This window comes from Streptomyces sp. NPDC059003 (assembly GCF_042740445.1).
In the GTDB taxonomy this organism is placed as follows: Bacteria; Actinomycetota; Actinomycetes; order Streptomycetales; family Streptomycetaceae; genus Streptomyces.
This window is the reverse complement of record NZ_JBHYJH010000007.1, coordinates 101,956-128,252: the sequence shown is the minus strand read 5'-3', so window position 1 is coordinate 128,252 and position 26,297 is coordinate 101,956. Positions and strand designations below refer to the sequence as shown.

The 26,297-nt window shown below is 73.4% G+C and carries 22 protein-coding genes and 1 riboswitch; of the genes, 7 read left to right on the top strand and 15 right to left on the bottom strand.

Going from position 1 to position 26,297, the window contains the following annotated elements:
* The 3 genes from ACFWZ5_RS06295 to ACFWZ5_RS06285 all read right to left on the bottom strand — a co-directional run.
* The coding region (locus tag ACFWZ5_RS06295; protein WP_384890477.1) for an aldehyde dehydrogenase family protein at positions 1-1,129 on the bottom strand (1,129 nt) is incomplete at its 3' end.
* A 46-nt stretch (positions 1,130-1,175) separates the two neighbouring features.
* Positions 1,176-2,450, bottom strand: a complete 1,275-nt coding sequence (locus tag ACFWZ5_RS06290) for a M24 family metallopeptidase (protein WP_384788974.1) — start codon at positions 2,448-2,450, stop codon at positions 1,176-1,178.
* Positions 2,447-3,562 (bottom strand): NAD(P)-dependent oxidoreductase, encoded by a 1,116-nt coding sequence (locus ACFWZ5_RS06285; RefSeq protein ID WP_384788971.1) that lies wholly within the window; start codon positions 3,560-3,562, stop codon positions 2,447-2,449. Before ACFWZ5_RS06285 ends, ACFWZ5_RS06290 begins: the two co-directional genes overlap by 4 nt.
* Before the next feature lie 144 nt (positions 3,563-3,706).
* Between ACFWZ5_RS06285 and ACFWZ5_RS06280 the strand changes: the two genes are divergently transcribed.
* Genes ACFWZ5_RS06280 through ACFWZ5_RS06270 form a run of 3 tightly spaced genes read left to right on the top strand, consistent with a single transcriptional unit; the run spans position 3,707 to position 6,525 of the window.
* On the top strand, positions 3,707-4,657 hold the full coding sequence (locus ACFWZ5_RS06280; protein ID WP_384788968.1) for an ABC transporter substrate-binding protein: 951 nt from the start codon (positions 3,707-3,709) through the stop codon (positions 4,655-4,657).
* Positions 4,651-5,688 (top strand): LacI family DNA-binding transcriptional regulator, encoded by a 1,038-nt coding sequence (locus ACFWZ5_RS06275; protein ID WP_384788966.1) that lies wholly within the window; start codon positions 4,651-4,653, stop codon positions 5,686-5,688. Before ACFWZ5_RS06280 ends, ACFWZ5_RS06275 begins: the two co-directional genes overlap by 7 nt.
* Positions 5,689-5,718: 30 nt before the next feature.
* On the top strand, positions 5,719-6,525 hold the full coding sequence (locus ACFWZ5_RS06270) for a Crp/Fnr family transcriptional regulator (protein ID WP_384788963.1): 807 nt from the start codon (positions 5,719-5,721) through the stop codon (positions 6,523-6,525).
* On the opposite strand, the gene ACFWZ5_RS06265 is transcribed toward ACFWZ5_RS06270, so the two are convergent.
* The 5 genes from ACFWZ5_RS06265 to ACFWZ5_RS06245 all read right to left on the bottom strand — a co-directional run bounded on the left by ACFWZ5_RS06265 (position 6,494) and on the right by ACFWZ5_RS06245 (position 11,764).
* Positions 6,494-7,489 carry an ABC transporter substrate-binding protein gene (locus ACFWZ5_RS06265; RefSeq protein ID WP_384788960.1) on the bottom strand — a complete coding sequence of 332 codons (996 nt, stop codon included), beginning with the start codon at positions 7,487-7,489 and terminating at the stop codon, positions 6,494-6,496. The genes ACFWZ5_RS06270 and ACFWZ5_RS06265 overlap by 32 nt on opposite strands.
* Positions 7,490-7,628: 139 nt before the next feature.
* Complete coding sequence (locus ACFWZ5_RS06260; protein WP_384788957.1) at positions 7,629-8,399, bottom strand: amino acid ABC transporter ATP-binding protein; 771 nt, start codon at positions 8,397-8,399, stop codon at positions 7,629-7,631.
* Complete coding sequence (locus ACFWZ5_RS06255; protein ID WP_384788954.1) at positions 8,396-9,367, bottom strand: amino acid ABC transporter permease; 972 nt, start codon at positions 9,365-9,367, stop codon at positions 8,396-8,398. The genes ACFWZ5_RS06260 and ACFWZ5_RS06255 overlap by 4 nt, the downstream gene beginning before the upstream one ends.
* Positions 9,364-10,515 carry an LLM class flavin-dependent oxidoreductase gene (locus ACFWZ5_RS06250; protein WP_384788951.1) on the bottom strand — a complete coding sequence of 384 codons (1,152 nt, stop codon included), beginning with the start codon at positions 10,513-10,515 and terminating at the stop codon, positions 9,364-9,366. The genes ACFWZ5_RS06255 and ACFWZ5_RS06250 overlap by 4 nt, the downstream gene beginning before the upstream one ends.
* 346 nt (positions 10,516-10,861) lie before the next feature.
* Positions 10,862-11,764, bottom strand: coding sequence for a LysR family transcriptional regulator (locus ACFWZ5_RS06245; protein ID WP_384788948.1), 903 nt, complete (start codon positions 11,762-11,764; stop codon positions 10,862-10,864).
* Positions 11,765-11,905: 141 nt separating this feature from the next.
* On the opposite strand from ACFWZ5_RS06245, the gene ACFWZ5_RS06240 reads away from it, so the two are divergent.
* The gene (locus tag ACFWZ5_RS06240) at positions 11,906-12,958 is read left to right on the top strand and encodes a YncE family protein (protein WP_384788945.1); all 1,053 of its coding nucleotides are present in this window, start codon (positions 11,906-11,908) and stop codon (positions 12,956-12,958) included.
* A 43-nt stretch (positions 12,959-13,001) separates the two neighbouring features.
* Here ACFWZ5_RS06240 and ACFWZ5_RS06235 read toward each other — a convergent pair whose 3' ends face one another.
* From ACFWZ5_RS06235 to ACFWZ5_RS06225, 3 genes are all read right to left on the bottom strand, one after another.
* Entirely contained in the window at positions 13,002-14,402 is a 1,401-nt protein-coding gene (locus ACFWZ5_RS06235) for an NAD(P)/FAD-dependent oxidoreductase (RefSeq protein WP_384788942.1), read from the bottom strand.
* Positions 14,403-14,569: 167 nt separating this feature from the next.
* On the bottom strand, positions 14,570-15,895 hold the full coding sequence (locus ACFWZ5_RS06230) for an SLC13 family permease (RefSeq protein WP_384788939.1): 1,326 nt from the start codon (positions 15,893-15,895) through the stop codon (positions 14,570-14,572).
* A 301-nt stretch (positions 15,896-16,196) separates the two neighbouring features.
* Positions 16,197-16,985, bottom strand: a complete 789-nt coding sequence (locus ACFWZ5_RS06225; protein ID WP_384788936.1) for an IclR family transcriptional regulator — start codon at positions 16,983-16,985, stop codon at positions 16,197-16,199.
* Between the two features lie 97 nt (positions 16,986-17,082).
* On the opposite strand from ACFWZ5_RS06225, the gene ACFWZ5_RS06220 reads away from it, so the two are divergent.
* Positions 17,083-18,249 carry a pyridoxal-phosphate-dependent aminotransferase family protein gene (locus tag ACFWZ5_RS06220; protein WP_384788933.1) on the top strand — a complete coding sequence of 389 codons (1,167 nt, stop codon included), beginning with the start codon at positions 17,083-17,085 and terminating at the stop codon, positions 18,247-18,249.
* A 66-nt stretch (positions 18,250-18,315) separates the two neighbouring features.
* Positions 18,316-21,285, top strand: a complete 2,970-nt coding sequence (locus ACFWZ5_RS06215) for an FAD-binding and (Fe-S)-binding domain-containing protein (protein WP_384788930.1) — start codon at positions 18,316-18,318, stop codon at positions 21,283-21,285.
* 36 nt (positions 21,286-21,321) lie between these two features.
* Here the strand turns inward: ACFWZ5_RS06215 and ACFWZ5_RS06210 are convergent, their stop codons facing one another.
* Together ACFWZ5_RS06210 and ACFWZ5_RS06205 are read right to left on the bottom strand one after the other, a co-directional pair.
* Positions 21,322-22,506: a hypothetical protein gene (locus ACFWZ5_RS06210; protein WP_384788927.1), complete on the bottom strand. Its 1,185-nt coding sequence runs from the start codon at positions 22,504-22,506 to the stop codon at positions 21,322-21,324.
* 171 nt (positions 22,507-22,677) lie between these two features.
* Positions 22,678-23,559 carry a bifunctional 5,10-methylenetetrahydrofolate dehydrogenase/5,10-methenyltetrahydrofolate cyclohydrolase gene (locus ACFWZ5_RS06205; RefSeq protein WP_384788925.1) on the bottom strand — a complete coding sequence of 294 codons (882 nt, stop codon included), beginning with the start codon at positions 23,557-23,559 and terminating at the stop codon, positions 22,678-22,680.
* A 24-nt stretch (positions 23,560-23,583) separates the two neighbouring features.
* Positions 23,584-23,671, bottom strand: a riboswitch (ZMP/ZTP riboswitch).
* Between the two features lie 104 nt (positions 23,672-23,775).
* Here ACFWZ5_RS06205 and ACFWZ5_RS06200 point away from each other — a divergent pair.
* Entirely contained in the window at positions 23,776-24,336 is a 561-nt protein-coding gene (locus ACFWZ5_RS06200) for a dihydrofolate reductase family protein (RefSeq protein ID WP_384788922.1), read from the top strand.
* 3 nt (positions 24,337-24,339) lie between these two features.
* Here the strand turns inward: ACFWZ5_RS06200 and ACFWZ5_RS06195 are convergent, their stop codons facing one another.
* Complete coding sequence (locus tag ACFWZ5_RS06195; protein ID WP_384890475.1) at positions 24,340-24,966, bottom strand: TetR/AcrR family transcriptional regulator; 627 nt, start codon at positions 24,964-24,966, stop codon at positions 24,340-24,342.
* Positions 24,967-25,202: 236 nt separating this feature from the next.
* Positions 25,203-26,087, bottom strand: coding sequence for a CAP domain-containing protein (locus tag ACFWZ5_RS06190; RefSeq protein ID WP_384788916.1), 885 nt, complete (start codon positions 26,085-26,087; stop codon positions 25,203-25,205).
* Positions 26,088-26,297 lie beyond the last annotated feature (210 nt).

Genomic DNA, 26,297 nt, shown 5'->3' with positions numbered 1-26,297 from the left:
CAGGGCGGGCGGCGCCGGTCAGCGGCTCGGCGCCGCCCGCCACGGCGGCCCGCACCAGGCGGTCCGCCTTGTCGGCGGCCGCCCGGTTGATCAGCGGCCCGACGTCGGTGCCCGGCGCGGCCCCGTGGCCCACGGTGAGCGCGGCCATCCGCTCGGCGAGGCGGTGGCCGAACTCCGCGGCGACGGGGGCCTGGACGTAGAACCGGTTGGCCGCGGTGCACGCCTGCCCGGCGTTGCGCATCTTCGCCACCATCGCCCCGTCGACGGCCGCGTCCAGGTCGGCGTCCGCGAAGACCAGGAACGGCGCGTTGCCGCCCAGCTCCATCGAGGCGTTGACGACCCGGTCGGCCGCCGTGCGCAGCAGCGCGCGGCCGACCTCGGTGGACCCGGTGAAGGACAGCTTGCGCACCCGCGGGTCCGCGAGGAGGGCCGGGACGACCGCGGTCGGGCGGCGCGCGGGCACGACGTTCACCACGCCCGGGGGCACCCCGGCCCGCTCCAGGAGCGCGGCGACGTACAGCGCCGTCAACGGGGTGTCGCTCGCCGGTTTGAGGACCGTGGTGCAGCCCGCGGCGAGGGCCGGGGCGAGCTTGCGCGTGGCCATGGCCGCGGGGAAGTTCCACGGTGTCACCAGCGCGCACACGCCGACGGGCCGGTACTGGACGAGGAGGCGATGGCCGCCGGACGGCGCGGTCGCGAGGGAACCTGCGGCGCGCACGGCCTCCTCGGCGTACCAGCGGAAGAACTCCGCGGCGTACCGGACTTCGGCGCGGGCGTCGGACAGCGCCTTGCCGCTCTCGGCGGTGATGAGGGCGGCCAGCTCCTCCGCCTGCCCCCGCATCAGATCGAAGGCGGCGAGGAGGAGTTCGGAGCGGCGGCGCGGGGGTGTGGCGGCCCAGCCGGGGCCCGCTTCGTGCGCCGCGGCCACGGCGCGCAGCGCGTCCTCGGCGCCGCCGTCGGCGACCTCGGCGAGGACGGCGCCGGTGGCGGGGTCGTGCACGGGGAAGCGGTCCTTGGCGGCGGTCGGGCGGCCGCCTATGTGGAGGTCGGTGGGGAGGGCGGTGGGCAGAGCCGTGTGCAGGGGCGTGCGGAGGGTGGTGGGCAGGGTCGTGTGCGGGTCCGCGGGCATGCGGGAACTCCCCTCGGTGAGCGGGTGCTGGTGCGGCGGGCGGGTGTCAGTAGGCGGCCGCGACGACGAGCTCGTCGGCCGGGAACAGGGTCAGGACGCGCGCGCCGTCCTCGGTGACCAGGACCTCCTCCTCGATCCGCGCGGCCGAGACGCCGTCGTCGGCCGGGCAGTACGTCTCCAGGGCGAAGACCATCCCGGCCTCCAGCTCCACGGGTGCGGTCAGACTGGTGAGGCGCGAGATGACCGGGCGCTCGTGCAGTCCGAGGCCGAGCCCGTGGCCGAACTGGAGCCCGAACGCGGCCATTTCGTCCGCGAAGCCGAACGACGTCGCCTCCGGCCAGAGCCGCGCGATCACGTCGGTGCCGACCCCCGGCCTCACGGCCGCGATCGCCCGGTCCATCCACTCCCGCGCACGGGCGTACGCGTCCCGCTGCGCCGCCGTGGCCCGGCCGACGCCGAACGTGCGGTAGTAGCAGGTCCGGTAGCCGTTGTAGGCGTGGATGATGTCGAAGAACGCCTGGTCGCCGGGGCGTACGATCCGGTCGGAGAAATTGTGCGGATGCGGGTTGCAGCGCTCGCCACTGACCGCGTTGACCGCCTCGACCTGCTCCGAACCCCCCGCGTAGAGACGCTCGTTGACGAGCGCCACGATCTCGTTCTCGCGCACGCCGGGCCGCAGCGCCTCCAGGACGTCCTGGTACACGCCGTCGACCAGGGCCGCCGCCTGGCTGAGCAAGGTGATCTCGTCGGGCGACTTGATCGCGCGAGCGCCGAGCAGATGCTGCTGGGCGTCGGCCACGCGCAGGCCCTGCCGCTCCATCTCGAACAGGAACGGCGGCTCCACGATGTCCACGCCCACCGGCTCCCCGGCGACCCCGGCCTCCCGGAGCAGCGCCTTGATCTCCCGTACGGCGTCCCGCATCAGGCCGGCGTCGGGTGCGACGGCGCCGCGCAGGCCGAGCATCCCGGCGCGGCAGTGGTCCGGGTCGAGCCAGGGGCTGTGCAGTCGGTGGTAGCGGGCGGCGGACCCGAAGTCCCACAGGTGCGGCTCGCCGCCGCGGGTCAGGAGGGCGTAGCGGGTCATCTTGTCGCCGAGGGCGCCGCCGATCCACGTCGACGTCGTGTAGCGGATGTTGGAGAAGTCGAACAGGAGGAACGCCCCGCACGCGGAGGCGTCGAGCGCCGCGCGGGCACGGGCGAGCCGGTGCCGCCGCAGCCGGTCGAGGTCGAGGCGCTGCTCGTGGTCGACGCTCATGTGGCCGGGGGCGGGTAAGGGGGCGGAGGTGGTCGGGGGCGCGGGTATGGGGGCGGAGGCGGTCATGCGTCGGCTCCCGTGTCGGCTTCTGCGTCCGCGTCAGTGTCGGTTCCCGCGCCGGGGTCCGGCGCGAGGGTGCCCGGCTTGAGCGCGAGGCCCGACGCCGCGGCCTGCAGATCGAGCAGGACGGCGAAGTCCTCCGCGCCGCGCCCCGAGCTCACACAGGCCTGCACGAGCTGCGCGGTCGCCGCCGCGAGGGGGAGCGGCACGTCGAGCGTGCGCCCCGCGTCGAGCCCCAGGTCGAAGTCCTTGCGCAGCAGGACCGGCGTGAACGTCGGCGTGTAGTCGAGCTCGACGAGCGCCGGGGTCTTGTACCGCGTGAACTCCGAGCCGAGGACGCTGTCGTTGAGGAACTCCAGGTACGCCCGGCGCGGCACGCCGCCCTTCTCGGCGAGCACCGCCGTCTCGGCAAGGGCCTGCGTGACGATCCCGAGCACCAGATTGTGCGCGATCTTCACGAGGCGGGCGCTGTCGCCGTCCCCGGCGTACGTCACCGCGCGCCCGATGATCCGAAGGAGCGCCTCGGCCCGTTCGTACGCCGCCCGCGGCCCGGAGACGACGATGCCGAGGCGGCCCGCCGCGACCACCTTCGCGTTGCCGCTCACCGGCGCGGCGAGGAAGGCGGTGCCGCGCTCGGCGCAGGCGTGCCGCAGCGTCTGTGAGGCGCCGGGGGAGACGGTGGAGCAGTCCACGACGGTGCCGGGCACCCGCGCGGGGTCGGCGAGCAGGCCGCCCTCGCCCATGAGCAGCTCCGTCAGGGCGTGCTCGTCGGCCACCATCGTGAACACCACGTTCCGGGAGCGGAGTTCGGCCAGCGAGCCGACGACCGTGGCGCCGTGCGCGGCGAGCGGGGCGGCCCGGTCGGCGGTGCGGTTCCAGGCCGCCACGTCGACGCCCGCGTCCGCGAGGCGGCGGGCCATGGCGAAACCCATGCGGCCGGTGCCGGCCCAGCCGACGGTGGGGTGCCGCCGGTCGGCGGGGAGGTCGGGGGCGTCGCGACGGGCGGGGCTCTCCTGTGTCACGGCGTCGATCGCGACGTCGTTCACGGGGTCGTTCATGGGGTCGTTCACGGTGTCGGCCGGGGCGTCGGCCGCGGTGTCGTGCACGGTGTCCGGCAAGGTGATCTCCTTCGCAGATGCGGCGACAATCGATTGCGGTCCCTTCAGCGTCTTACCGCTTCTGCCCCTTGTCATGGGCGAGTTGAACTCTCCACAATCGATTGCACACAGATGGAGCCACCTCCCAACTCCAGGAGCGCACCCATGCGCCATCGCTCCCTCGCCGTCGGCGTGTTCAGCCCGTCCGTCCTGTTGCGTGTCGCGCGTGCGGCCGGTCTCTTCGACCAGCACGGCCTGACCGTCACCGAGGTGCCGGTCAGATCGTCGCCCGCGCAGTTCCGCGCCCTGTTCGACGGCTCGCTCGACGCGGCGTTCACGAGCCCGGACAACGTCATCGCGTACCGCTTCGTCGCGGACAACCCCCTCGGGCGCACGGGCGACGCCCGCATCCTCGCCGCCCTCGACCGCGGTCTCGGCCTCGGCGTGTACGCGGCGCCCGGCATCACCGGCGCCGACCAGCTGCGCGGCGCCGCGGCCGGCGTGGACGTGCCGGACTCGGGCTTCGCCTTCGCGCTGTACGCGGTCCTGGAGTCCCTCGGCCTGAAGGGGCCCGGCGAACTCCCGGGACCGACGCGGACGCCCGGCCCGACGGCCGGGGACTACGCCATCGTGTCCCTCGGCTCCACCCCGCGGCGGCTCACGGCCCTCCTCGACGGACGGTGCGCCGCCACCGTACTCGGCGCGGGCAGCGACCTGCGGGCCGAGGCCGCGGGGGCGGTACGCCTCGCCGGGCTCACCGACGTGTGCGGGCCCTACCTGGGCACCGTGCTCACCGCCGTCGGCCCGCGGCGCGCCCAGGACGCGCACGCCCTGACCTCCGCCCTCGCGCAGACGTCCCGCCTGATCGTCTCGCGCGTCCTCGACCCGCTCGTCCTGCGCGAGACCCAGGACGCCCTCGGCCTGCCGCACGACCTCGCGGTCCGGTACGCCGAGCGCCTGCGGCAGCCCGCCGAGGGGCTCGTGCCCGACGGCGCCGCCGACCGCGCCGCCCTGGACACCGTGCTCGGCCTGCGCCTGCGCTACCGCCCCGGCGACGACACCCTCGCCACCGCACTCGACCCCGCCCGGGGCCTGCTCGACCCACAGGCATGCTGAGGCCGCGCCCCGTCCGGCTGCGGGACGTCGCCGACACCGCGGGCGTGCACCCCGCCACCGCGTCCCGCGCCCTGAACCCGGCGACGCGCGCCCAGGTCAACGCCGACACGGCGCGCCGCGTCCTGCGCGTGGCCAAGGACCTCGGCTACCACCCGAACCCCATCGCGCGCAGCCTGAAGACGGCCCGCTCCCACACCGTCGGCCTGATCCTGCCCGACCTCACCAACCCCTACTTCCCGCCCATCGTGCGCGGCATCGAGAGCACCCTGGAACCGGCCGGCTACCACGCCTGGATCGTCGACACCCACAACGACCCGGTGCGCGAGCGTGCCCAGATCGAGTCGCTGCGCGCCCGGCGGGTCGACGGGCTGATCGTCGCCACCGCCCGGCGCGACCACCCCCACCTGCGCGCGCTGCACGCCGACGGCGTGCCGATGGTCCTGGTCAACCGGTCCGTCGACGGCCTCGACGTCCCCTGCGTCACCCCCGACGACGCGTCCGGCATCGCGCAGGCGGTCGGCCATCTCGCCGCACTCGGACACACCCGCGTCGCCTTCGTCGGCGGCCCGGCCACGACGTCCACGGGCGTGGCCCGCGCCCGCGCGTTCCGGCACGCGGTCCACGACCTCGGCCTCGCCGACGACCCCGCCCTGTGTGCCGAGGCGCCGCAGTGGAGCGAGGCGGCCGGGGCCCAGGCCCTGCGCGACCTGCTCGACGCGGGCACCGCCTGCACGGCCGTCGTGGCGGGCAACGACCTGCTCGCGCTCGGCTGTTACGACGTCCTGGCCGAGCGCGGCCTGCGCTGCCCGGACGACGTCAGCGTCGTCGGCTTCAACGACATGCCGTTCCTGTCCCGCCTGTGCCCCGGCCTCAGCACCGTGCGCGTGTCCCACCACGAGATCGGCGCCGAGGCCGCCCGGACGCTCTTCGACTGCATGGCGGAACCGGCCCGCCCCACCCGCTCCCTGCTGCTCCCCGTCTCCCTGGTGGTACGGGAGTCCACCGCGCCGCCACCCCGCCGGGACCCGTAGGGCCCGCCCGTCCGACCCTGGAGGTGGACCGTGCTCACCCCGCACGCGACGTACCGCGTCGTGCCGCTGCTCGTGGGCCTGCCCGCCGCCGCCTGCGCGGACTTCGACCGCGTCGCCGTGCACGGCACGTTCCGCCGCGGCACCCCCGTGTTCGTCGAGGGCGAGGCGGGCGACTGCGTCTTCGTCATCCTGCGCGGCAAGGTGAAGGTCACGCGCCCGGACTCCGACGGCAAGGACGTGCTCTTCACCATGGCCGGACCCGGTCAACTCCTCGGCGAGCTCTGCGTGTTCGACGGCGGCCCCCGGCACTCCACCGCCACCGCCGTCCAGGACACCGACGTGTGCTGGGTGCCGGTGCTCGCCATGCGCGACTGGCTCGCCCGCCACCCCGAGGCGGCGCTGCGCATGATGCGGCTGCTCGCCACCCGCATCCGCGGCATCAACGACCGCCTGGAGGACGTCACGGGCGTGGACGTCGCCACCCGAGTGGCACGCGCCCTGGTGGAGCAGGCGAGCCGGTTCGGCCGCCGCACGCCCCTCGGCCCGCGCTTCAGCCTCGACCTCAGCCAGGACGAACTGGCCCGCCACGTCCGGGCGTCGCGCGAGCGAGTCAACCAGGTCCTGATGGACTTCTCGCGGCGCGGCTGGGTGCTGCGTGAGGGCGGCGAGTGGATCGTCCTCGACCCGCCGGGCCTCACCCGGCGCGCCCGCTACCGCGCGGAGACGGCGGAACGGCGCCCGTCGATCGTCCCGGACGTCCCGGACGGGCCGGGCAGGCCAGACAGGCCGGGCAGGGGCCCCGGCCTCAGGAGGTCCTGGGCAGCCCCTTCGGATTGAGCTCGGAGGTGCGCACGGCTTCGTCCGCGAGACCCCAGTGGGCGAGCACCTTGGCGTAGGAACCCTCGTCGATGAGGTGCGCGAGCGCCTTGTGGACCGCCTCGATCAGGCCGTTGTCCTTCTTCGTCGTGGCGGCGATCTTGCCCTGGAGCCGGTCGCCCGCGCCCGAGAAGGTGCCGATGACCTCGGACCGGCCGGTGCTGGCCGCGTGGTAGGCGGCGACCGGGTTGGGGCCGAGGTAGGCGTCGATGCGGCCGGAGCCGAGGGCGAGGTAGTAGTCGGAGGTGTTCTGGAAGTACTTGATTTTGGTGGCCTCCAGGCCCGCCTGCACGTTCTGCTTGCTCCAGTCGACGAGCAGCTTCTCCTGGTTGGTGCCGGACGAGACGCCGATGGTGCGGCCCGCCACGTCCTTCGGCCCCTTGACCTTCCAGCCGCGGTTCTTCCTGGCCTCGAACGCGATGGTGTCCAGGCGGTAGGTGGCGAAGTCGTACTTCTCCTTGCGCTCCTCGGTGACGGTGATGTTGCTGAAGCCGACGTCGTACTTGCCGCTGTCCAGGCCGACGAAGATGTTCGCCCAGTCGACCGCGTGCGGCCGGACCTTCAGGCCGAGCACGTCGGCGACCAGCTGGGCGATGTCGGTCTCCACGCCGATGACGGTCCTGTCGTCGGTGGCGTAGAAGGTCAGCGGCGGCACGGAACCGGCGGACGCGACCACTTCGAGCGTGCCGCGCGCCCGCACGCGCCGCGGTACGAGGCGGGCGATCGCGTCGACCTTTCTGGCTCTGACGCGGTCCTGGTCGGGACTCAGGTCGACCTTCGCGCCCTTGGCGCCGGGCCGCGCGCGCCCGGCCGGGCCCGTGTCCTCGTCGTCGGGGGAGCCGCAGGCGGCGGTGAGCGCGAGGGCGGAGGCGAGCGCGAAGGTGAGGGTGGCGCGGCGGGTGACGGAGGAGGCGGGAGCGGACACGGTGGAACTCCTCGGGGCGGGGAGGGGTGTGGCGGGGCGGGGCGTGCGCAGGGGGGGGCGGGGGGTGCGGATACGTACGGGCGGGAGGGGAGGCGGGGCGGCTACGGGACCGGCTGCCGGACCGGCTGCAGGACCCGCTCTACAGAACCTTGGAGAGGAAGGCCTGCGTGCGCTCGTGGCGCGGCCGGTCGAGGACCTCCCGGGGCGGGCCCTGCTCGACGATCACGCCGTCGTCCATGAAGACCACGGTGTCGGCGACCTCGCGGGCGAACCCGATCTCGTGCGTCACCACGATCATCGTCGTACCGGCCCGTGCCACGTCCTTGATGACGTCGAGGACCTCCCCGACGAGCTCCGGGTCGAGCGCGGACGTCGGCTCGTCGAAGAGCAGCACCTGCGGGTCGAGGGCGAGCGCGCGGGCGATGGCCACGCGCTGCTGCTGGCCCCCGGACAGCTGCCGCGGGTAGGCGTCGGCCCGGTCCGCGAGCCCCACCCGGGCGAGCAGCGCCCGCGCCCGGTCCTTCGCCTCCGCGGCCGGACGGCGCAGCGCCGACACGGGGGCCTCGGTGATGTTCTCCAGGACCGTCAGGTGCGGGAAGAGGTTGAAGTTCTGGAAGACGAAGCCGATCCGGGTGCGCTGGCGCAGGATCTCCCGCTCCTTGAGCTCGTACAGCTTGTCGCCGCGCCGCCGGTAGCCGATCAGCTCGCCGTCGATGCTGACCGAGCCCCGGCTGAGCTTCTCCAGGTGGTTGATGGCGCGCAGGAGCGTGGACTTGCCGGAGCCGGAGGGGCCGATCACCACGGTGACCTCGCCCGTGCGCACCTGGAGGTCGATGCCGCGAAGGACCTCGTGCGGGCCGAAGCTCTTGTGGATGCCGCGGACGTCGACCATCACGGGGGTGGTGCTCATCGGTTCTCCCGGAGGGGTGTGGGGCGCTGCGCGGCCTTGCGGGCGAAGGCGCGGGCGCGCTGGAGCGGCGTGGGCGGGGGAGTGCGGTCGGCGCCGCGCGCGAAGTGCCGCTCCACGTAGTACTGGACGATGGACAACAGCGTGGTCAGGACGATGTACCAGACCGTGGCGACCATGAGCAGCGGCACCACCCGGCCGTTGCGGCCGTAGATCACCTGCACCTGGTAGAAGAGCTCGCCGATCGCCATCACGGAGACGATCGAGGTGCCCTTGAACAGCGAGACGATCTCGTTGGCGGCGTTCGGCAGGACCGAGCGCATCGCCTGCGGAAGGACGATCCGGCGCAGCTGCCGAAGCCGCGGGATGCCGAGCGCGGCGGCCGCCTCCAGCTGCCCCGGCTCGACGGCGAGGAAGCCGCCGCGCAGGATCTCGGCGGCGTACGCGGCCTGATGGAGGGCGAGCCCGATGACGGCGGCGGACATCGCCCCGACCAGATGCATGGTGCCGAAGCTCCACACGACGGGACCGAAGGGGATGCCGACGCCCAACTCCTCGTACAGATAGGCCAGGTTGAACCAGAAGAGCAGCTGCACGATGAGGGGGATGGAGCGGAACGCCCAGACGTACAGCCACGCCACGCCGGACAGCAGCGGGCTGCGGGAGAGGCGCATGAGGGCGACGACCAGACCGAGCGCGAAGCCGAGCGCCGTGCCGTACACCGTCAGCTGGAGCGTCACCCACACCGCGCGCAGGACGCTGTCGGCGGTCAGATAGCGGAAGAAGACCTCCCACTCCCAGGCGGGATTGGTGACGAGGCCGTGGGTGAACTGGGCGGCGAGGACGAGGACGGCGACGCCCGCGGCCCAGCGCCAGTAGTGCCGCGCGGGGACCACCGTCAGTTCGGCGTCGGCCTGCGGCCCGGCGTCCTCGGCCCGGAGCGCGGAGGCCGCCGGGGCGGCGGACGTCATCCCGCCACCGCCAGGCCGCTCAGCGTGCGCGCAAGGGTCTGCGGCCCGCGCTCGGCCCGTTCCCGGTCGCGCTTGGCGACCTCTTCGCGGACGATCGGGATGACGTAGCGGCCGAAGTCGATCGCGTCGTCGAGCAGGTCGTAGCCGCGCGCGGACAGGATGTCCACGCCCAGGTCGTAGTAGTCGAGCAGGGCCTGGGCGACCGTCTCCGGGGTGCCGACGAGCGCGTTGGAGTTGCCCGCGCCGCCGGTGGCGGCCGCGGTCGGCGTCCACAGGGCGCGGTCGTAGCGCTCGCCCTGCTCGGCGATGGCGATGAGCCGCTGGGAGCCGGTGTTCTCGGGGGAGCCGGGGGAGCGGCGGCGGGTGAGGGACTCCCCGCCCGTGCGGCGCTCCCGGATGGCGCCGACCGTGCGGTGTGCCTTCTCCCAGGCCAGCTCCTCCGTGGGGGCGATGATCGGCCGGAAGGCGACCTGGATGCGCGGCGGTTCGGTGCGCCCCGCGGCCCGCGCCGACCGCGCCACCTCCTCGATCTGCTGCGCGGTCTGCGCGAGGGGTTCGCCCCACAGGCAGTAGATGTCCGCCTCCGCGCCGCCCGCCGCGTACGCCGCGGGCGACGAGCCGCCGAACGAGACGCCGGGGTGCGGCTGTTGCACGGGGAAGACGTCGCTGACGAAGTCCTGGAAGCGGTAGTGCGGGCCCTCGTGGTCGAAGGCCTCGTGCCGCGTCCACACCTTCTTGACGATCTCGATGTACTCGCGGGTGCGGGCGTAGCGCTCGTCCTTGGTGAGCGTGTCGCCCTCGCGGCGCTGCTCGTGGTCGTTGCCGCCGGTGATGAAGTGGACGGTGAGGCGTCCGTCGCTGATCTGGTCGAGCGTCGCGAACGTCCGGGCGGCGTACGTCGGGTACGAGACGTTCGGCCGGTGCGCGAGCAGGATCTGCAGCGTCTCGACCTTCGCCGCGAGGTATCCGGCGGCGGCCGCGGGGATCGGGGAGCCGGAGCCGTACGCGAACAGGACCCGGTCCCACCCGTGGTCCTCGTGGGCCCGGGCGAGCCGCACGGTGTACTCCTTGTCGAAGGCGGCACCGGAGCGCGCCCGAGTCTCCGACCCGTCATGGGTACCGGCAATACCGAGAAACTCCACGGGCATGGCAAGCCTTTCGTGCAGGGACAGACGAGCAGGACAAAGCCCGTCCGGCGTTTGAGGACAAGGCCCGTAGGGCCGAAGAATGAAGCCCGTCCGGCGTTTGAGGACGAGGCCCGAAGGGCCGATCAGCCGCTCAAGGCGACTGCGCCGGAACACGCTGAGGTACACACCCGACAGAGGTCGACGTGCTCACGTGAGAACAGCGGCAGCGAGGACGGCATACGAACAGTTGAGCACCGGACTTTCGCACCCGTCAACGGAGTCCGGGCCACCCCAGGGGCACCGCCACACGGTGTTCATACGGGCGTAGCAGGGCGGCAGCCACGTGCGGCGGCCCACCCGCGTCCGGTCACCGTGAGCCGCCCCCGGGCGAGAGCACCGCGGCCGCCACATGGTCACGGAACCAACGGTGCCCCGGGTCGGCCGAGTTGCGCGGATGCCAGGCCATGCCGAGGTCGAGGGGCGCCAGGTCGAGGGGGATGGGGAAGGTGCGCAGGCCGAGCGCGGCGGTGGTGTCGGGGAGCCAGTCGGCCACCGTGAGGGCGACGAGGTCACTGTCCCGGGCGAGCATCATCGCGCTCGTGTGGCTGGGGACGACGACCGCGACCCGGCGCCGCAGCCCGCGCTCCGCGAGCGCGCTGTCGATGGGCCCGAGGCGCTTGCCGAGCCGGGAGATGCCGATGTGGTCGGCGGCGGCGAAGCGGCGGGCGTCGATGCGCTTCTCGAAGAGGGGATGGCCGCTGCGGGCGACGGCGACGAGCGTCATCCGGGTGAGGTGCCGGGTGCGGATCTCCGGGTCGAGCTGTCCGAGCACGCCCAGTTCGACGTCCACCAGGCCCTGCCGCAGCGCGGGGCCGCCCTCCATGGCCTCCGGCAGGAAGACCACGTCCACGTGGGGCGCCTCCGTGTGGATCCGCTCGGTGAGGGCCCCGGCGAGCCCCACCAGGAGCAGGTCCGTGGCCTGCACGGTGAAGGTGCGCCGGAGGTGCACGGCGGCGAAACCGGCCCCGGGCCGCAGGACGTTGTCGCAGCCGTGCAGCAACGCCCGCACCTCGTCGCGGAGTTCGACGGCCCGCGGGGTCGGGACCATCCCCTGGCCCGCGCGGACCAGGAGCGGGTCGCCGACGGCGCGGCGGAGCCGGGCGAGGGTGCGGCTGGCCGCCGCGGGTGACGTACCGAGCCGCTCGGCCGCGCGGGTCACGCTGTTCTCCTGGAGCAACGCGTCCAGGGTACGCAGCAGATTGAGATCCATTGACGCTCCTGAGCTGCATCTTTGCGGCTGAGTCAAGGATTGCGTGCCCATCTTTGCATGGTCGGCGAGTGCGCCCGTGCGGAGAGTGGAGGTGCCCGCGACAACGCGTGGCACCCCTTCACCCCCTTCGAGGAGTCCTCTGTGCAGCAGTCCCCCCGCGCCGGCCGAGAAGGCGATCTCCTGGCCGTGGTCAGTCAGAGCGGGCCGACGGTGTCGTTCTTCGACGCCGCGTCCGACCGGCACGTCGGCACGGTCGACGTCACCGCCGAGCCGCACGAGTTGTGCTTCGACCCGACGCAGCGGCTGCTGTGGTGCGCGACGACGTACCACTCCGGCTACTACCACGCGAACGGCGGCCGCCGCACCGAGCTGACCGTCATCGACCCCGACACGCGCCGCGTCGTCGAGGTCGTCGACATCGCCCCGGAACACGGGCCGCACGGGCTCGCCCTCGACACCGCGCGCCACCGCCTCTACGTCAGCGTGGAGGGCGGGGTGGACCGGCCCGGCGGGGTCGTGGTGATCGACACGAGGACCCGCAAGCCGCTCGGCAGGATCGACACGGACGCGCCCGGACCGCACTGGTTCGCCATCGACCAGGCGGGCACGACGGGCTACGCCACCAACAAGGAAGCCCCGTTCGTGTCGGTCGTCGACCTCGCGACGGGCACCCTCACCGCGAAGGTCGAGGTGCCGGGCAGCGAGGGGCTCGCCGTCTCCGCCGACGGCACGCACGCCTTCGTCGCCGCCCCGTACGGCTCCTTCGCCCGCGCCGAAGGGGAGCGGCCGGCCACCGGGGTCCGGGTCGTCGACGCCCGCACGGCCTCCGTCACCGCGACCCTGCCCACGGAGAACGTCGCCTTCCCTGTGCACCTGACCTCGACGGGGCAGCTGCTCGTGGGCGAACTGCGCATGGCGCCCGACCCGGAGTCCCGGCTCGGACGTCAGGCGCCGGGCCGCCTCACGGTGTTCGCCGCCGACACCCACCAGCGCGTCGGCGAGGTGGAGGTGGGGCTCTTCCCGCTGACCATCACGTCGTCGCCCGACGGCCGGATCGCGTACGTGTCCTGTGTGACCTCGTCCACGGTCCACATCGTCGACCTGGCGACGCTCCAGGGCCTGGCCCGCCTCGACATCGCCAAGCGCGGTGAGCCCGGCGCCCACGGCCTTGCGTACGTCCCGCGCCCGGCCTGAGCGCCCGGCCTGAGCGCCCGGCCTGAGCGCTCAGCCGGCGTGCTCAGTCGGCGCGCCGCGTGAGCGCCCGGCGCGCCACCTTGGCGAGCACGCTCGGGCGCAGGAGCAGCGAGGGCGGGGCCATCATGTTCAGGACCTGAACGAACCGGGCCCACACGCCCGGGTCGTGCACGGCGAGCGCGAAGACCTGCTGGTTGTACCAGTGGGCGAAGCGCGCGGACCGGGGCTTCTTCCCGGGTGCCCACATCAGGTCCGAGCTGGTGGCCATGGTCCAGGGGACCTTGATGAGTCGGGCCGCGGCGCGCTGGTAGGCGCGGCTGAGCCCGTCGAGCCCCGACGCGTCGGCCCGGCGGCGGCGCAGCAGTCGGTCGAGCAGCTCCGCTTCGAGCGCGGCGACCGTGAGCCCCTGCCCGTACACCGGGTTGAACACGCAGACAGCGTCGCCGAGCGCGATCAGGCGCTCGGGCCAGCGCGGGTTCTTGTGGTGCAGGCGCCACTCGTTGCCGGGGTTGGTGTAGCGGTGGATCTCCCCCTGCCGGGTGCCGCACTTGATCTGTTCGGCGAGGCGCGGGTTGTCGAGGGTGTGGGCGAAGCCGAGGTAGCCCTCGTCGTCGGTGGGCGGCACGTGCTGGTCGAAGCCGAACAGGGAGCACATCCAGCGGTGGTGCTCCACGGCGAGGACCACCCCGCCGCGCGGCACGCCCGGGGCGAAGGTCATCTGGTACGCGATGTCGAAGTCCTGCCGGTCCTGCGGCGGTCGCTCGTAGCAGGCGGATGTATAGGTGATCTTCGCCTTGACCACGGCCGTGTCCGAGGCCGGCAGGCCCGCGTCGGTGAGCCAGCGGTCGACGGACGTGGCGCGGCCCGAGGCGTCGACGACCAGGTCGGCGGTGATCTCCGTGATCTCCGTGGTCTCTGTGCTCTCCGTGGTGTCGGTGGCGTCGGCGGCGCGGTAGTGGACCCGGTCCAGGCGGCCGGGGGCGCTCGCCGCCACCGTCTCGCAGTGGGTGGCCGGGAGCATCCGTACGGAGGGCAGGGCCGCGACGCGTTGCCGCAGGCGCCGTTCGAGCTCGTCGCGGGTGAAGGTCTGGATGGGCACGCCGACGGGGTCGGGCGGCGCGTAGCCGGTCGGCAGCAGGAAGTTGATCCGCTCGCCGTAGTCGAAGACCGGCGCGCCCAGGTCCGCGAGCTCCGCCCGCAGGCCGGGGAAGAGCCCTTCCAGGGCGTCGCCGCCGCGGGCGAGCAGCGCGTGCGCGTGGTAGCCCTGCGGAACGTGTGGATGCACCCCGGTGTCCGGCCGCACGGGGTCGCGCTCCAGGACGAGCACCTCGGTGAAGTGGTCGGCGAGGGCCCGTGCGGTGACGAGCCCGGCGTATCCGCCGCCGACGACGACGGCCCGGCCCCAGCGGCCGCCCTTCGGGAGACTGCGCCTGCTCTCGCCCATTGCCGGTCCCCTGTCCCTTCGGAGCAACTGCCCTGTCCCTTCGGAGCGACTGCGCTGCCACTTCAGCGTGGATCACCGGGGCACTCAAGACCGGCAGGGGAGCGCACGGAAGCACGCGGCGTACGCTCCCGAGCCGGCTACGCGTGACACTGGCCCACCGGATACCTCTACCCCGGCACGACGAACAGCGCCCACGTGGCGAGCGGTGCGACCAGGGCCATGGACATGCCCCACTTCATGAGGGCGCCGAACACCTGGGTGCGCTCCTCCTCCGGGGCGTTGGCGGTGACCAGGGCGCCGCTGGTGGACAGCGGCGAGGAGTCGACCACCGACGAGGAGATGGCGAGCGCGATGATCAGGCCGACCGCGCCGACCTGACCGTCCATCAGGAACGGTACGGCGAGCGGGATGAGGGCCCCGAGGATGCCGGTGGTGGAGGCGAACGCGGAGACCACGGCCCCGATCAGACAGATCAACAGGGCGCCGAGGAGCGGCGCGTCGATCTTCGCGACGCTGTCGCCGAGCCACTCGATCGTGCCCAGGCGCTCCATGACGCCGACGAAGGTGACGACGCCGCAGACCAGCAGGACGGTCGACCAGGCGCAGCGGTCGACGGCCCCTTTGGCCGCGTCGGGGTCGACGAGGGTGAGCACGACCACGACGGTCAGCGCCATCAGGCCGACGTTGTATTCGAGGAAGAGCGCTCCCGCGACCATGCCGAGCAGTCCGAGCAGGGTCGTCACGCGGGGCAGGTCGAGGGTCAGGGCCATGGTGGGCGTTGCGGGTGCGACGGTCACGGTGGCGGCGCCGCCACCGGCGGGCGCGGGGTCGGCGGGGCCCTCGTGGACGGCGGCCCCCGCGTCGCCCTCGGTGTCCGTGGCGCGGCGGCCGAGCAGGGCGCGTCCGCCGAAGAGGACGTACGCGACCACGCTGAGCGCCACGTTGAACAGGAACGACATGGCGAAGAGCAGCCCCGGGTCGCCGGGCAGGTCGTTGCGCTCGACCACGCCGTTGGTGATGGAGCCGAAGACGCTGGCGGGCGAGAAGCCGCCCGCGCTGGCGCCGTTGATCACGAGCAGCCCCATGAGCAGCGGCCTGATGCGGTAGCGGGCGCAGAAGCTCATGCCGATGGGCGCGATGACGCCGACCGCCGCGGGCACCACCGCGCCGACGGCGGTGAGCGCGGCCGTGATGAGGAACATGACCCACGGTATGAGCGCGATCCGGCCGCCCACGGCCCGGGTCGCGGCATGCACGAGCCATTCGATGGTGCCGTTGTTCTTCGCTATGGCGAAGAGGAAGGTGACGCCTACGAGTACGACGAAGAGGTCCCCGGGAAAGCCGCCGAACACGTCGTCCGCGCTCTCGTCGGCGACGGCGGAGCCGACGACGAAGGCGGCGACGAGCGCAAGCGCTCCCATATGGACCGAGGTGAAGGTGGCGACGGCGAAAATGAGCACCAGTGCGCCGATCGCGATGAGATGGTCTGCCATGACACGTCCTCGCCTTCGGACTGCGGCCGAGTATGCGGGCGTTGGAGGGCCGAGCGTGGGGGGCGCGGAAGGGGGCCGTGCGGCGTCCGGGCGGCAGTGCGGCAGTGCTGAACCCGGGGGCGGCCATGCCGGGCCTGAAAGTCCGCAGCACGGATTCCCGATTCCGCTATGCGGAACTCGGATAACAACGCTGGCGAGTATGTGACGGGTGTCACGCCCCGTCAAGGGGGTGCGACCGTAGGGCAGTCGGGGCGATCACGCCGCGGCGGGCGGGGTGATCATTCCGCGGCAGCCGGGGCGATCACCCCGCCCGGCCGTCGCGCGGCGCCACGCGGCCGGACCGCGGCGCCTCGTACCCGAGGGCCGCGCTGACCTCCCGCGCCGCCGCCCGCACATGCGCCCCGAGCTGGTCGAGGCGCTTCCTGTCGCACCGGCTCGCGGGCATGTTGACGCTCACGCTCGCCACCGGGGTGCCGTCGGGCCCGAGCACGGCGGCGGCCACCGCGGAGACGTCGTCGCGCCACTCGCGCTCGTTGAGCGCGTAGCCCCGGGCGCGGACCGCGGCGAGGTCCGCGCGCAGCGCCTCCGCGTCGCCGATCGTCGTCCTCGTGAACCGGGGCAGGCCCTCGGCGATGTAGCGCTCGACGGCCTCGGGGGAGCGGGCGGCGAGGATCGCCTTGCCGTTGGCGGACGCGTGCCCGGACAGGTTCTGCCCGAGCGGCAGCACGATCCGCACCGGCTGGCTCGTCTCCAGGCGCTCGACCAGGACGACCCGGTCCCCCTCCGGCACCGCCAGGTGCACGGTCTCGTCGACCTCGCGGCGCAGCGCCTCCATCACCGGCACCGCGACGTCCCGCAGGCCCAGCTCGCCCGTGGCCTGCCGGCCGACGAGCAGCGCCTTCGTGGTGAGGGTCCAGCGCGTGGGTGTCGTGCCGGTCTGCTTGATCCAGCCCGCGGTGTGCAGGGTGCCGAGGGCGCGCTGGACCGTGCTCTTCGGCAGGTCGAGGCCGCGTGCGAGCTCGGCGACCCCCACGGGCTGGCGCACCGCCAACTCCTCAAGGACCCGCAGCGTGTTGAGGACGCTCTGCACCGTTGACCCCCTCCGGGCGCGACCCTATGCTGCGCCGTGCCGCATCACGATACGCTGTGCCGCAGTACGGCACAAGCGTGGAGGGGAGATTCGCACCATGCCCGTCACCACCGGCCGTCACTTCCTGCAGATCCCCGGCCCCACCAACGTCCCCGACCGGGTGCTCCGCGCCATGTCCGCCCCCACCACCGACCACCGGGGCCCCGAGTTCGCCGACCTCACGCGGCGCGTGCTCGACGGCCTGAAGCCCGTGTTCGGGACCACCTCACCGGTCGTCGTCTATCCGGCGTCGGGCACCGGCGCCTGGGAGGCCGCCCTCGTCAACACGCTCAGCCCCGGCGACCGGGTGCTGTGCTTCGAGACCGGCCACTTCGCCACGCTCTGGCGGGACATGGCCCGCTCCCTCGGCCTCGACGTCGAGTTCGTGCCCGGCGACTGGCGCCACGGCGCGTCACCGGAGGCCGCCGCGGAGCACCTCACCGCGGACATCGCCCACCGGATCAAGGCCGTGTGCGTCGTCCACAACGAGACGTCGACCGGAGTCACCAGCCGCGTCCCGGAGATCCGCGCCGCCCTGGACGCCGCGGGCCACCCCGCGCTGCTCCTGGTCGACACGGTCTCCTCGCTCGCCTCGATCGAGTACCACCACGACGCGTGGGGCGTCGACGTGACCGTGACCGGCTCGCAGAAGGGCCTCATGCTGCCGCCGGGCCTCGGCTTCAACGCCGTCAGCGACAAGGCGCTCGCCGCGTCCCGCACGGCACGCCTGCCCAGGTCCTTCTGGGACTGGGCGCCGATCATCGAGTCCAACGGGACCGGCTACTTCCCGTACACCCCCGCCACCAACCTCCTCTACGGCCTCGAAGAAGCCCTGCGCATGCTCGCCGAGGAGGGCCTCGAACAGGTCTGGGCCCGGCACGCCCGGCACGCCGAGGCCACGAGGGCCGCCGTGCGCGGCTGGGGGCTCGACGTGCTGTGCGCCGACGACCGCGAGCACTCCGGATCGCTCACCGCCGTGCTCCTGCCGGACGGCCAGGACGCCGACGCCGTACGGAAGATCGTCCTCGAGCGGTTCGACATGTCGCTCGGCACCGGCCTCGGCCGGCTCGCGGGCAAGGTCTTCCGCATCGGCCACCTCGGCCACTTCAACGACCTCACGCTCGCCGGCACCCTCGCGGGCGTCCAGATGGGGATCGAACTCGCCGGCGTCCCCGTCGGCCCGGCCGGGGTCGCCGCGGCGCTCGACCACCTCCGCACGACCTGAGGCCCCGGCGCCCCCTCGCACCGACTCACCCTCTCCGTACGCCCCTCAGCCCCCGGAGCGTGACGCATGACATCCAGCACCGAGTCCACCGAAGCCGGAACGAAAGCCGGAACGAAAGCCGGAACGGAAGCCGGAACGGAAGCCGAACGGGACGAGCTCGGCGGCGATCTCGCGCGGCGGCTGCGCGCCGACCTCGACGGCGAGGTCCTCTTCGACGCCGTGAGCCGCCACCTGTTCGCGCGCGACGCCAGCATGTACGCCATCACCCCGCTCGGCGTCGTCTTCCCGCGTCACGCCGACGACGTCCAGGCGGCCGTCGCGGCCGCGGCCGAGCACGGCGTGTCCGTGGTGCCGCGCGGCGCGGGCACGAGCCTCGCCGGACAGACCACAGGGCCGGGCATCGTCCTCGACCTGTCCCGCCACATGCGGCGCATCGTCGCCCTCGAACCCGAGGGCCGCACCGCCCTGGTCGAACCCGGCGTCGTCCAGGACCAGTTGAACCGCGCCGCCGCCCCGCACGGCCTGATGTTCGGGCCCGACACCTCCACCAGCAACCGCGCCACCGTCGGCGGCATGGTCGGCAACAACTCGGCGGGCAGCGGCTCCCTGCGGTACGGCATGACCATCGACCACGTGCGCGCCCTCGACGTCGTCCTGTCCGACGCCACCACCACCCACTTCGCGCCCCTCACCGAACAGGAGCACAAGAGCCGCGCCGCGGTCGCCACCCTCGACGGCCGCATCCACCGCGAGCTGCCCGCGCTGGTCGAGGCGCACGCCGACGCCATCGCCACCGGATTCCCCGGCCACTGGCGGCGGGCGGGCGGCTACCGCCTGGACCGGCTCGCCCGCGAGGACACCCCGTTCGACCTGGCGAAGTTCCTCGTCGGCTCCGAAGGCACCCTCGCCGTCACCACCCGGGCCCTGGTCGACCTGGTGCCGAAACCGGCCCGCACCGTCTTCGCCGTCGGCCACTTCACCTCCGTGGCCGGGGCCATCGAGGCCACCCAGGACGCCCTCGCCTGCGACCCGGCGGCCGTCGAGCTGATGGACCGCACCATCCTCGACCTGTCCCGGCAGCGCCTGGAGTACGCGTCCCTGTCCACCGTCCTCGAAGGCGACCCGGACGCGCTGCTCTTCGTGTCGTTCACCGGCGACGACGAGCGTGAACTCCTCGGCAGCGTCGACCGGTTGACGGCCCTGTGGCGGCGCCACGGCCACGGCTACCACACCCTCAGAGCCGTCACCCCGGCCGACCAGTCCGCCCTGCTCAAGGTCCGCAAGTCCAGCCTCGGCCTGCTCATGGCCGCCAGCGAAGGCACCAAGCGACCGCTCGCGTTCATCGAGGACACCGCCGTCGACCCCGTCCACCTGCCCGCGTACACCACGCGCCTCAAGAAGGTCCTCGACCGGCACGGCCTGACCGCGGGCTTCTACGGCCACTGCTCGGTGGGCTGCCTGCACATCCGCCCGTTCCTCGACGTGACCGACCCCGCGCAGGTGCGGACGATGCGCGAAGTCGCCGAGGAGATCAAGGACCTGGTCACCGAGTACGGCGGTGTGAACTCCAGCGAGCACGGCGACGGCCTGGCCCGCAGCGAGTTCAACCGCGAGCTCTTCGGCGACGAGCTGTACCGGGCCATGCGGCGCGTCAAGGGCCTCTTCGACCCCGACGGCCGCCTCAACCCCGGCAAGATCGTCGACGCGCCCGCCATGACCGACCACCTGCGGGACGCGGCCCTGCCGCCCGCGGCGGGCCTGCGCACCCGGCTCGACTTCGAGGTCACCGGCGGCATGCGCGCGGCCGCCGACCGGTGCATGAACATCGGCCTGTGCCGCAAGGCCGACGCCGGCACCATGTGCCCCTCCTACATGGCCACCAAGAACGAGGAGGACTCGACCCGCGGCCGCGCGGGCGCCCTCGTCCAGGCTCTGTCCGCGCCCGACCCGCACGCCGCGCTCGGCGACGAGCGGCTGCACGAGGTCCTCGACCTGTGCCTGATGTGCAAGGCGTGCAAGAGCGAGTGCCCCCTGGGCGTGGACATGGCCTCGCTGAAGGCGGAGGCGCTCGCGCACCACCACGACGAGCACGGGATTCCGGTACGATCCCGCGTCTTCGCGGCCATCCGCGTCCTCAACCGCCTCGGCTCGGCCACCGCGCCCCTGTCCAATCTCCCCGGACGCGTCCCGCTCCTGCGCCGCCTGCTCGACCGCACCCTCGGCATCACCCCGCACCGCCCGCTGCCGCGCTACGCCCGCCGCAACCTGGTGCGCTGGTTCCGCCGCCGCACCCCCGCCGGGGGGACCGGACAGGGCACGGTCGTCCTGCTCGCCGACTCCTTCACCACGTACACCGAACCGGAGATCGGCCGGGCCGCCGTGGAGCTCCTCGAACGCGCCGGGTGGGCCGTGCACCTGGAGAGCGGGGGCTGCTGCGGGCGCTCGAGCCTCTCCAAGGGCCTCCTCGACGACGCGGGCAACAAGGCCTTCCAGCTCGTCCACCGCCTCACCGAGACGACGCCGCCCGACGCCCCCGTCACCGGCTGCGAACCGTCCTGCCTGATGACCCTGCGCGACGAGCACCGCGCCCTGCTCCCGCGCGACTCGGCACGCCAGGCGGTCACGGACCGGGTGCGCCAGCTGGAGGAGCTGCTCACCGAGGCCATCGACGACGGCCGCCTCACCCTGCGCCCCGACTCCTGGCTCAGCGGCCGCACCCTGCTGTTCCACGGCCACTGCCACCAGAAGGCCGAGGTCGGCACCGCGGCCACCGTCGCCCTGCTGCGCCGCATCCCCGGCGTCGAGGTCACCGAACTGGACGCGGGCTGCTGCGGCATGGCCGGCTCCTTCGGCTTCGAGTCCGAGCACTACGACGTCTCGATGACCGTAGGAGCCGACCGCCTCTTCCCCGCCGTGCGGGCCGCGTCCGACGACACCGTGATCGTCGCCACCGGCTCCTCGTGCCGTCAGCAGATCTTCCACGGCACGGAGCGCACGGCGTGGCATCCGGTGCAGCTGCTGCGCGAGGCGCTGTGACCGGCCCTACTGCCGTGAACGGCCCGGCCCACGGGCCTACTTGTCGATCCACACCCCGAAGTCGCGCCAGGCGGTGCCGAAGTCCTGGAACCCGAGGCCGGGACCGAGCGAGCGCGTGACCGTGCCCTTGGCTATCGCGGTCCCGTTCGCCCCGGCCGCGTACACGGGACCACCGCTGTCACCACCCCGTGCGGCCTCCTGGCCGTCCATCTGCTTGGCCTCCACCAGGTCCTCGGAGTCGTTGTAGAACTTCTCCACCTTCAGGTTGCAGACGGGCCCGCCGGTCGCCCCGGCGCTGGTGGCGCCGGACTGGCACAGGTACTCGCCGACGAACACCCAGTCCCAGCCGTCGACGCGCACACCGCGCTCGTCGCCGAGGCCGCCCGTGTACATGAAGTTGTCCACGTCGGACGTCGGGATCAGCATGATGTCGTGCGGGTCGCTGGACGAGCCCGGGGTGCCGATGAACTGGTCGGCGCCGTTGTAGTGCCGGGTGCCGGGCTGGCTGCCGCAGTGCTCGGCCGTGAGGATGAACTGCGCGCCGGTGTTGTTGCGCACGCCGAAGCCGGACGTGCAGTTGTCGCGGCCGTCCTTCCGCAGGACCGCGCCGCCCGACCACGGGTACGAGTCGTTGCTGCGGCTGCGCTCCTTCATCCTGCGCTGCGTGATGGTGCGCACCGGCACGCCGAGGTCGTCCTTGAGGGCGGCGGCCCTGCGCGGCGCGGCGGCCGCCGACCTGCGGCCCGGGTCGGCGGCGACGACGAGCCCGCTGCCGTCCGTCGGGATCTTCACGGTGTGGCCGAGCGCCGGCTCGGCACGCAGCCGCTCCTGGAGCCGCGCCGACGCGATCTTGAGCTCCCTGAGCGAGTGCGGGGCCGCCACGATCCGCACCGGCGCGGTGCGGCGCGCCTTGGCGACGGCCTGCCGCACCTTCGCGGGCAGCTCGCCCTTCCAGTACAGGGCGACGCGGCCCTCCTCGAGCGCGATGCCGGTGAACCCCTTGTACTGGCCGCGCTCCTGCGCCCATCTGATGACGCTCGCCGCCTTGACGAGCGGCCGCTGCTCGGCCATCTTGCGCGCGGCGTCCTTGCCCGCGACCGCCGAGACGGACACCGTCTCGCGGCCGCCGTCGTCGGCGCTCGCGCCCTGCCCCGCCGTGCCGAGCAACGCCATGCTGAACACTGCCGCTCCCGTGGCGAGCACAGCCTTGTTGCGACGCATCGAACCCCCTCGTGACGGTGCGGCGACGGGGTGTCACCGCGACGGGGAGGAACGTAGGACTCAGGGTTCAACAGAGGGTCAACGGCTGGTGAAAGCACCAGATCGTGGTACGGCGGGGACAGACGTCCACGCGCGGGTGAGCGAGCGCGGCGCCGACCCGTCGGACACGGCCTAGGCACGCACCCCCAGCTGCCGCTCCGCCGCGTCCACCGTCTGGGCCAGGAGCACCGCGATCGTCATGGGCCCCACACCGCCGGGCACCGGAGTGATGAGGTCGGCCCGGGCGCGGGCGCCGTCGAAGTCGACGTCGCCGACGTTGCCCGCGTTGTACCCGGCGTCGATGACGACCGCGCCCGGCTTGATGTCCTCGCCGCGGATCAGCTCGGGTCTGCCCACGGCCGCCACGACGACGTCCGCCTCGCGCAGGTGCGCGGACAGGTCCGTGGTGCGGGAGTGGCAGTAGGTGACCGTCGCGTCCCGGGCGAGCAGCAGCATCCCCACGGGCTTGCCGAGGATCGCGCTGCGCCCCACCACGACGGCCCGCTTCCCGGCGAGGTCCACGTCGTACGCGTCGAGCAGCCGCATGATCCCGCCCGGGGTGCAGGACACGAAGCCGGGCCGCCCGAAGCTCATCGCGGCGAACGAGCTGAGCGTGACGCCGTCGACGTCCTTGTGCGGCGCGATCGCCTCGAACGCCGCGCGCTCGTCGACGTGGTCGCCGACCGGGTGCTGGAGCAGGATGCCGTGCACGGTCGGGTCCTCGGAGAGGGCGTCCAGGGTGGCGACGAGCTCCTCGGTCGTGGTCCCGGCGGGCAGCGCGATGTGGCGCGAGACGATCCCGGCCTTCTCGCAGCGGTTCCGCTTCATCCGTACGTATGTGACCGACGCGGGGTCGTCGCCGACGAGAACGGTCGCCAGGCAGGGCGCCACCTTGGTGCGCCGGGTGAGCTCGGCGGCGCGGGCCGCGGTCTCCTCGACGACGCGCCGGGCGAGGCCGGTGCCGTCCATGAGCCGGGCCGGCTGCGTCGGGACGGTCGGGGTGTGCGGGGACATGGGTGCCTCCCAGGCGTGGGTGTGACCACTCGCCCAGGCGCACGGCATTCGACATCGGTGTCAGGCCGCTCCCCGGTGGTGCTCCACCCCAGCGCCAGTCACGGCCCGCCCCCACTGTAGTCGAGCCGGTTCCCGCCCTGTCGCCGCGGTGGCCGGTAGGGTCCGGGGCGGCACCCGACGCGGTGCGGGGCGGCACCCGGCGAAGGGAGAGACACCGTGGGGAAGCTGGTCTACTCGACGATCGCGTCGCTCGACGGCTACGTCGCGGACGAGGCCGGCGACTTCAGCTGGGCCGTGCCCGACGAGGAGGTGCACACCTTCATCAACGACGCGATGCGCCCGTACGGGACGTACCTCTACGGACGTCGGATGTACGAGATGATGGCGGGCTGGGAGACAGAGCCGCCGGGGCCCGAACAGCCCTCCGCCCTGCGGGACTTCGCGGAGATCTGGCAGGCGGCCGACAAGGTCGTGTACTCCACGACGCTGGAGCGGCCCGGCACCGCGCGGACCCGGATCGAGCGGACCTTCGACCCGGACGCGGTCCGGCGCCTGAAGGCGGACCTCGGCCACGACCTCGCCATCGGCGGGCCGGGCCTCGCCGCCCACGCCCTCGCGGCCGGGCTCGTCGACGAGTGCCAGCTGTATCTGGCCCCGAGCGTGGTGGGCGGCGGCAAGCGGGTGTTCCCCGCCGGGCTCCGGATCGGCCTCGACCTGCTCGACGAGCGCCGCTTCGGCAACGGCATGGCGTATCTGCGCTACCGCGCCCGCGCCTGAGGCTCAGCCGCCCGCGGGATCCGGAAGGAGCTCCCGCAGCAGCTCATCGAACTCGTCGGGCGTCGGCGGCCTGTCGTCGAGCAGGCCCTGCAGCAGCATCCCGTCGTACGCCTGCGTGAACAGCTTCACGCGGAGCGGCTCGTCCGTGAACTGCCGGGCGAACGTGGCGAGGGCGCCCTTCCAGCGCCGGTGGGGCGCCCCCGGGGGCCGGGGGGGGCCGGCGCGGCAGCGCAGCGCGGAAGATGCGGTCGCGAGGGGGGGGGGGGGGGGGGCCCCCGGGGGGGGGGCGGGGGGGGGGGCCCCCCCCCCGCGCGGGGGCCCCGCCCGCGGCGCGGGGCGCCCCACGGCGAGCAGGCACAGCTCGAACTCGGCGAGCAGATGTCCGGGCGGGCTCAGGATCTCCGCCATCAGGTGTGCGAGCGCGCGCCGCTTGTCCGCGCCGTCGCCGGGCGCTGCGGCCAGCGCCTCGATGCGCGCGGAGTCCTCCTCCATGCACTCCGTGAGCGCCGCCGTCAGGAGCGCGTCGATGCTGCTGAAGTAGTACGTCGTCGCGGTCGTGGGCAGGTCCGCCTCGCGGGCCACCGTGCGGTGCGTGACGCCCGCGGCGCCGTCGCGGGCGATGACGCGCACGGTGGCCTCGATCAGTGCCCGGCGGCGGCGCTCACCCTTGGCACGGCGGCCGTCGGTGACGGGCTCCCGCTCGGTACGCGGCCGGGTGGTCGGCCCAGTGGTCGGCCCAGTGGTCGGCTCGTTCAGGGTGGCTCTCCCGCGTGGGACGGCCGTGACGCCTGCGGGTGTCCCGGCCGTCGGTGTGTGCCGTTCGGCTCTGCTCCCGCCGACGTTACCTTCTCCGCCGGGTCGCCCCGTCAGCCGACGAACATCTGCGCCCACCAGTAGGTGCCGTTGCCGTCGATGGTCAGGCCGACGCCGGTGTACTTGTACTTGTCGCCCAGGAGGTTCCCCTCGTGGTTCGGCGACTTGATCCACGCGTCGACCACCGACCGGGCGTCCTTCCACATGCCGGGGGCGCCCGCCGCGTTCTCGGCGACGGTGCTCATCGGGCGCGAGTAGCCGTTCTTCCTGAGGTTGTCGAACATGTCGAGCCAGTGGCCCTGCTGCCCCCGCCGGGCCTGCTCGTCGGCCGCGGCCTGCGCGGCGCGCGCGGCCGCGTCGTCGTACTGGAGCGGCGCCTTGCCCCGCTGCGCGCGGTAGTTGTTGATCAGGTCGAAGACCTCGCGCTGGAGTGACTGCGGGGGCCGGGTCCCGCCCTGGCCGCGGAACTTCCAGACCTGGGACGGCGTGGCGTTGCACCGGTGGATCTGCACGGGCGTGTCCTCGCCCGTGTTGCCGTCCCGGACGTCGAGGCACTTGCCGGAGCGCGGGTTCACCAGAGTGTCGCCCTGGTAGCGGACCCACTTCTGGGCGGGGGAGTCGTTGCAGTCGTAGAGCTGGACGGGGGTGCGGTCGGCGGTGCCGCCCGACGCGACGTCCAGGCACTTGCCGAACGCGGTGAGCGTGGACCCGATGTCGCCGGGCTTCTCGGTGTACGTCCACTTCTGGGACGCGGTGCTGTTGCAGGTGTGGATCTGGATCGGAGTGCCCTTGGTCTGCTTGCCGCCCCGGACGTCCAGACACTTGCCGGCGAGCCCGACCAGCTCGCCGGTCGTGTCCGCGGCCTGGGCCGTCGCCGGTACGCCGGTGACCCCGACGGCGGCCAGCACCAGCGCGCCGAACATGTGCGCCTTCTTCATGGCGGTGCGTCCCCTCACTGCGCGTTCCCGCGCGTGCTTCGCGTCGCTCCCGGGCGCGGTCCGCCCGGGCGTTCGGCTCAGGAAGGTAGGAGGGGGTGGTCAACAGGCGGTCAACGTCCGTTCCACCGCCCGGGCGCGCTCCGGACCGGACGTGATAGAAAGTGGAACCATAGTCCCAGTTGTTGTCCGTGCGGGCCCGCGCACACCGCG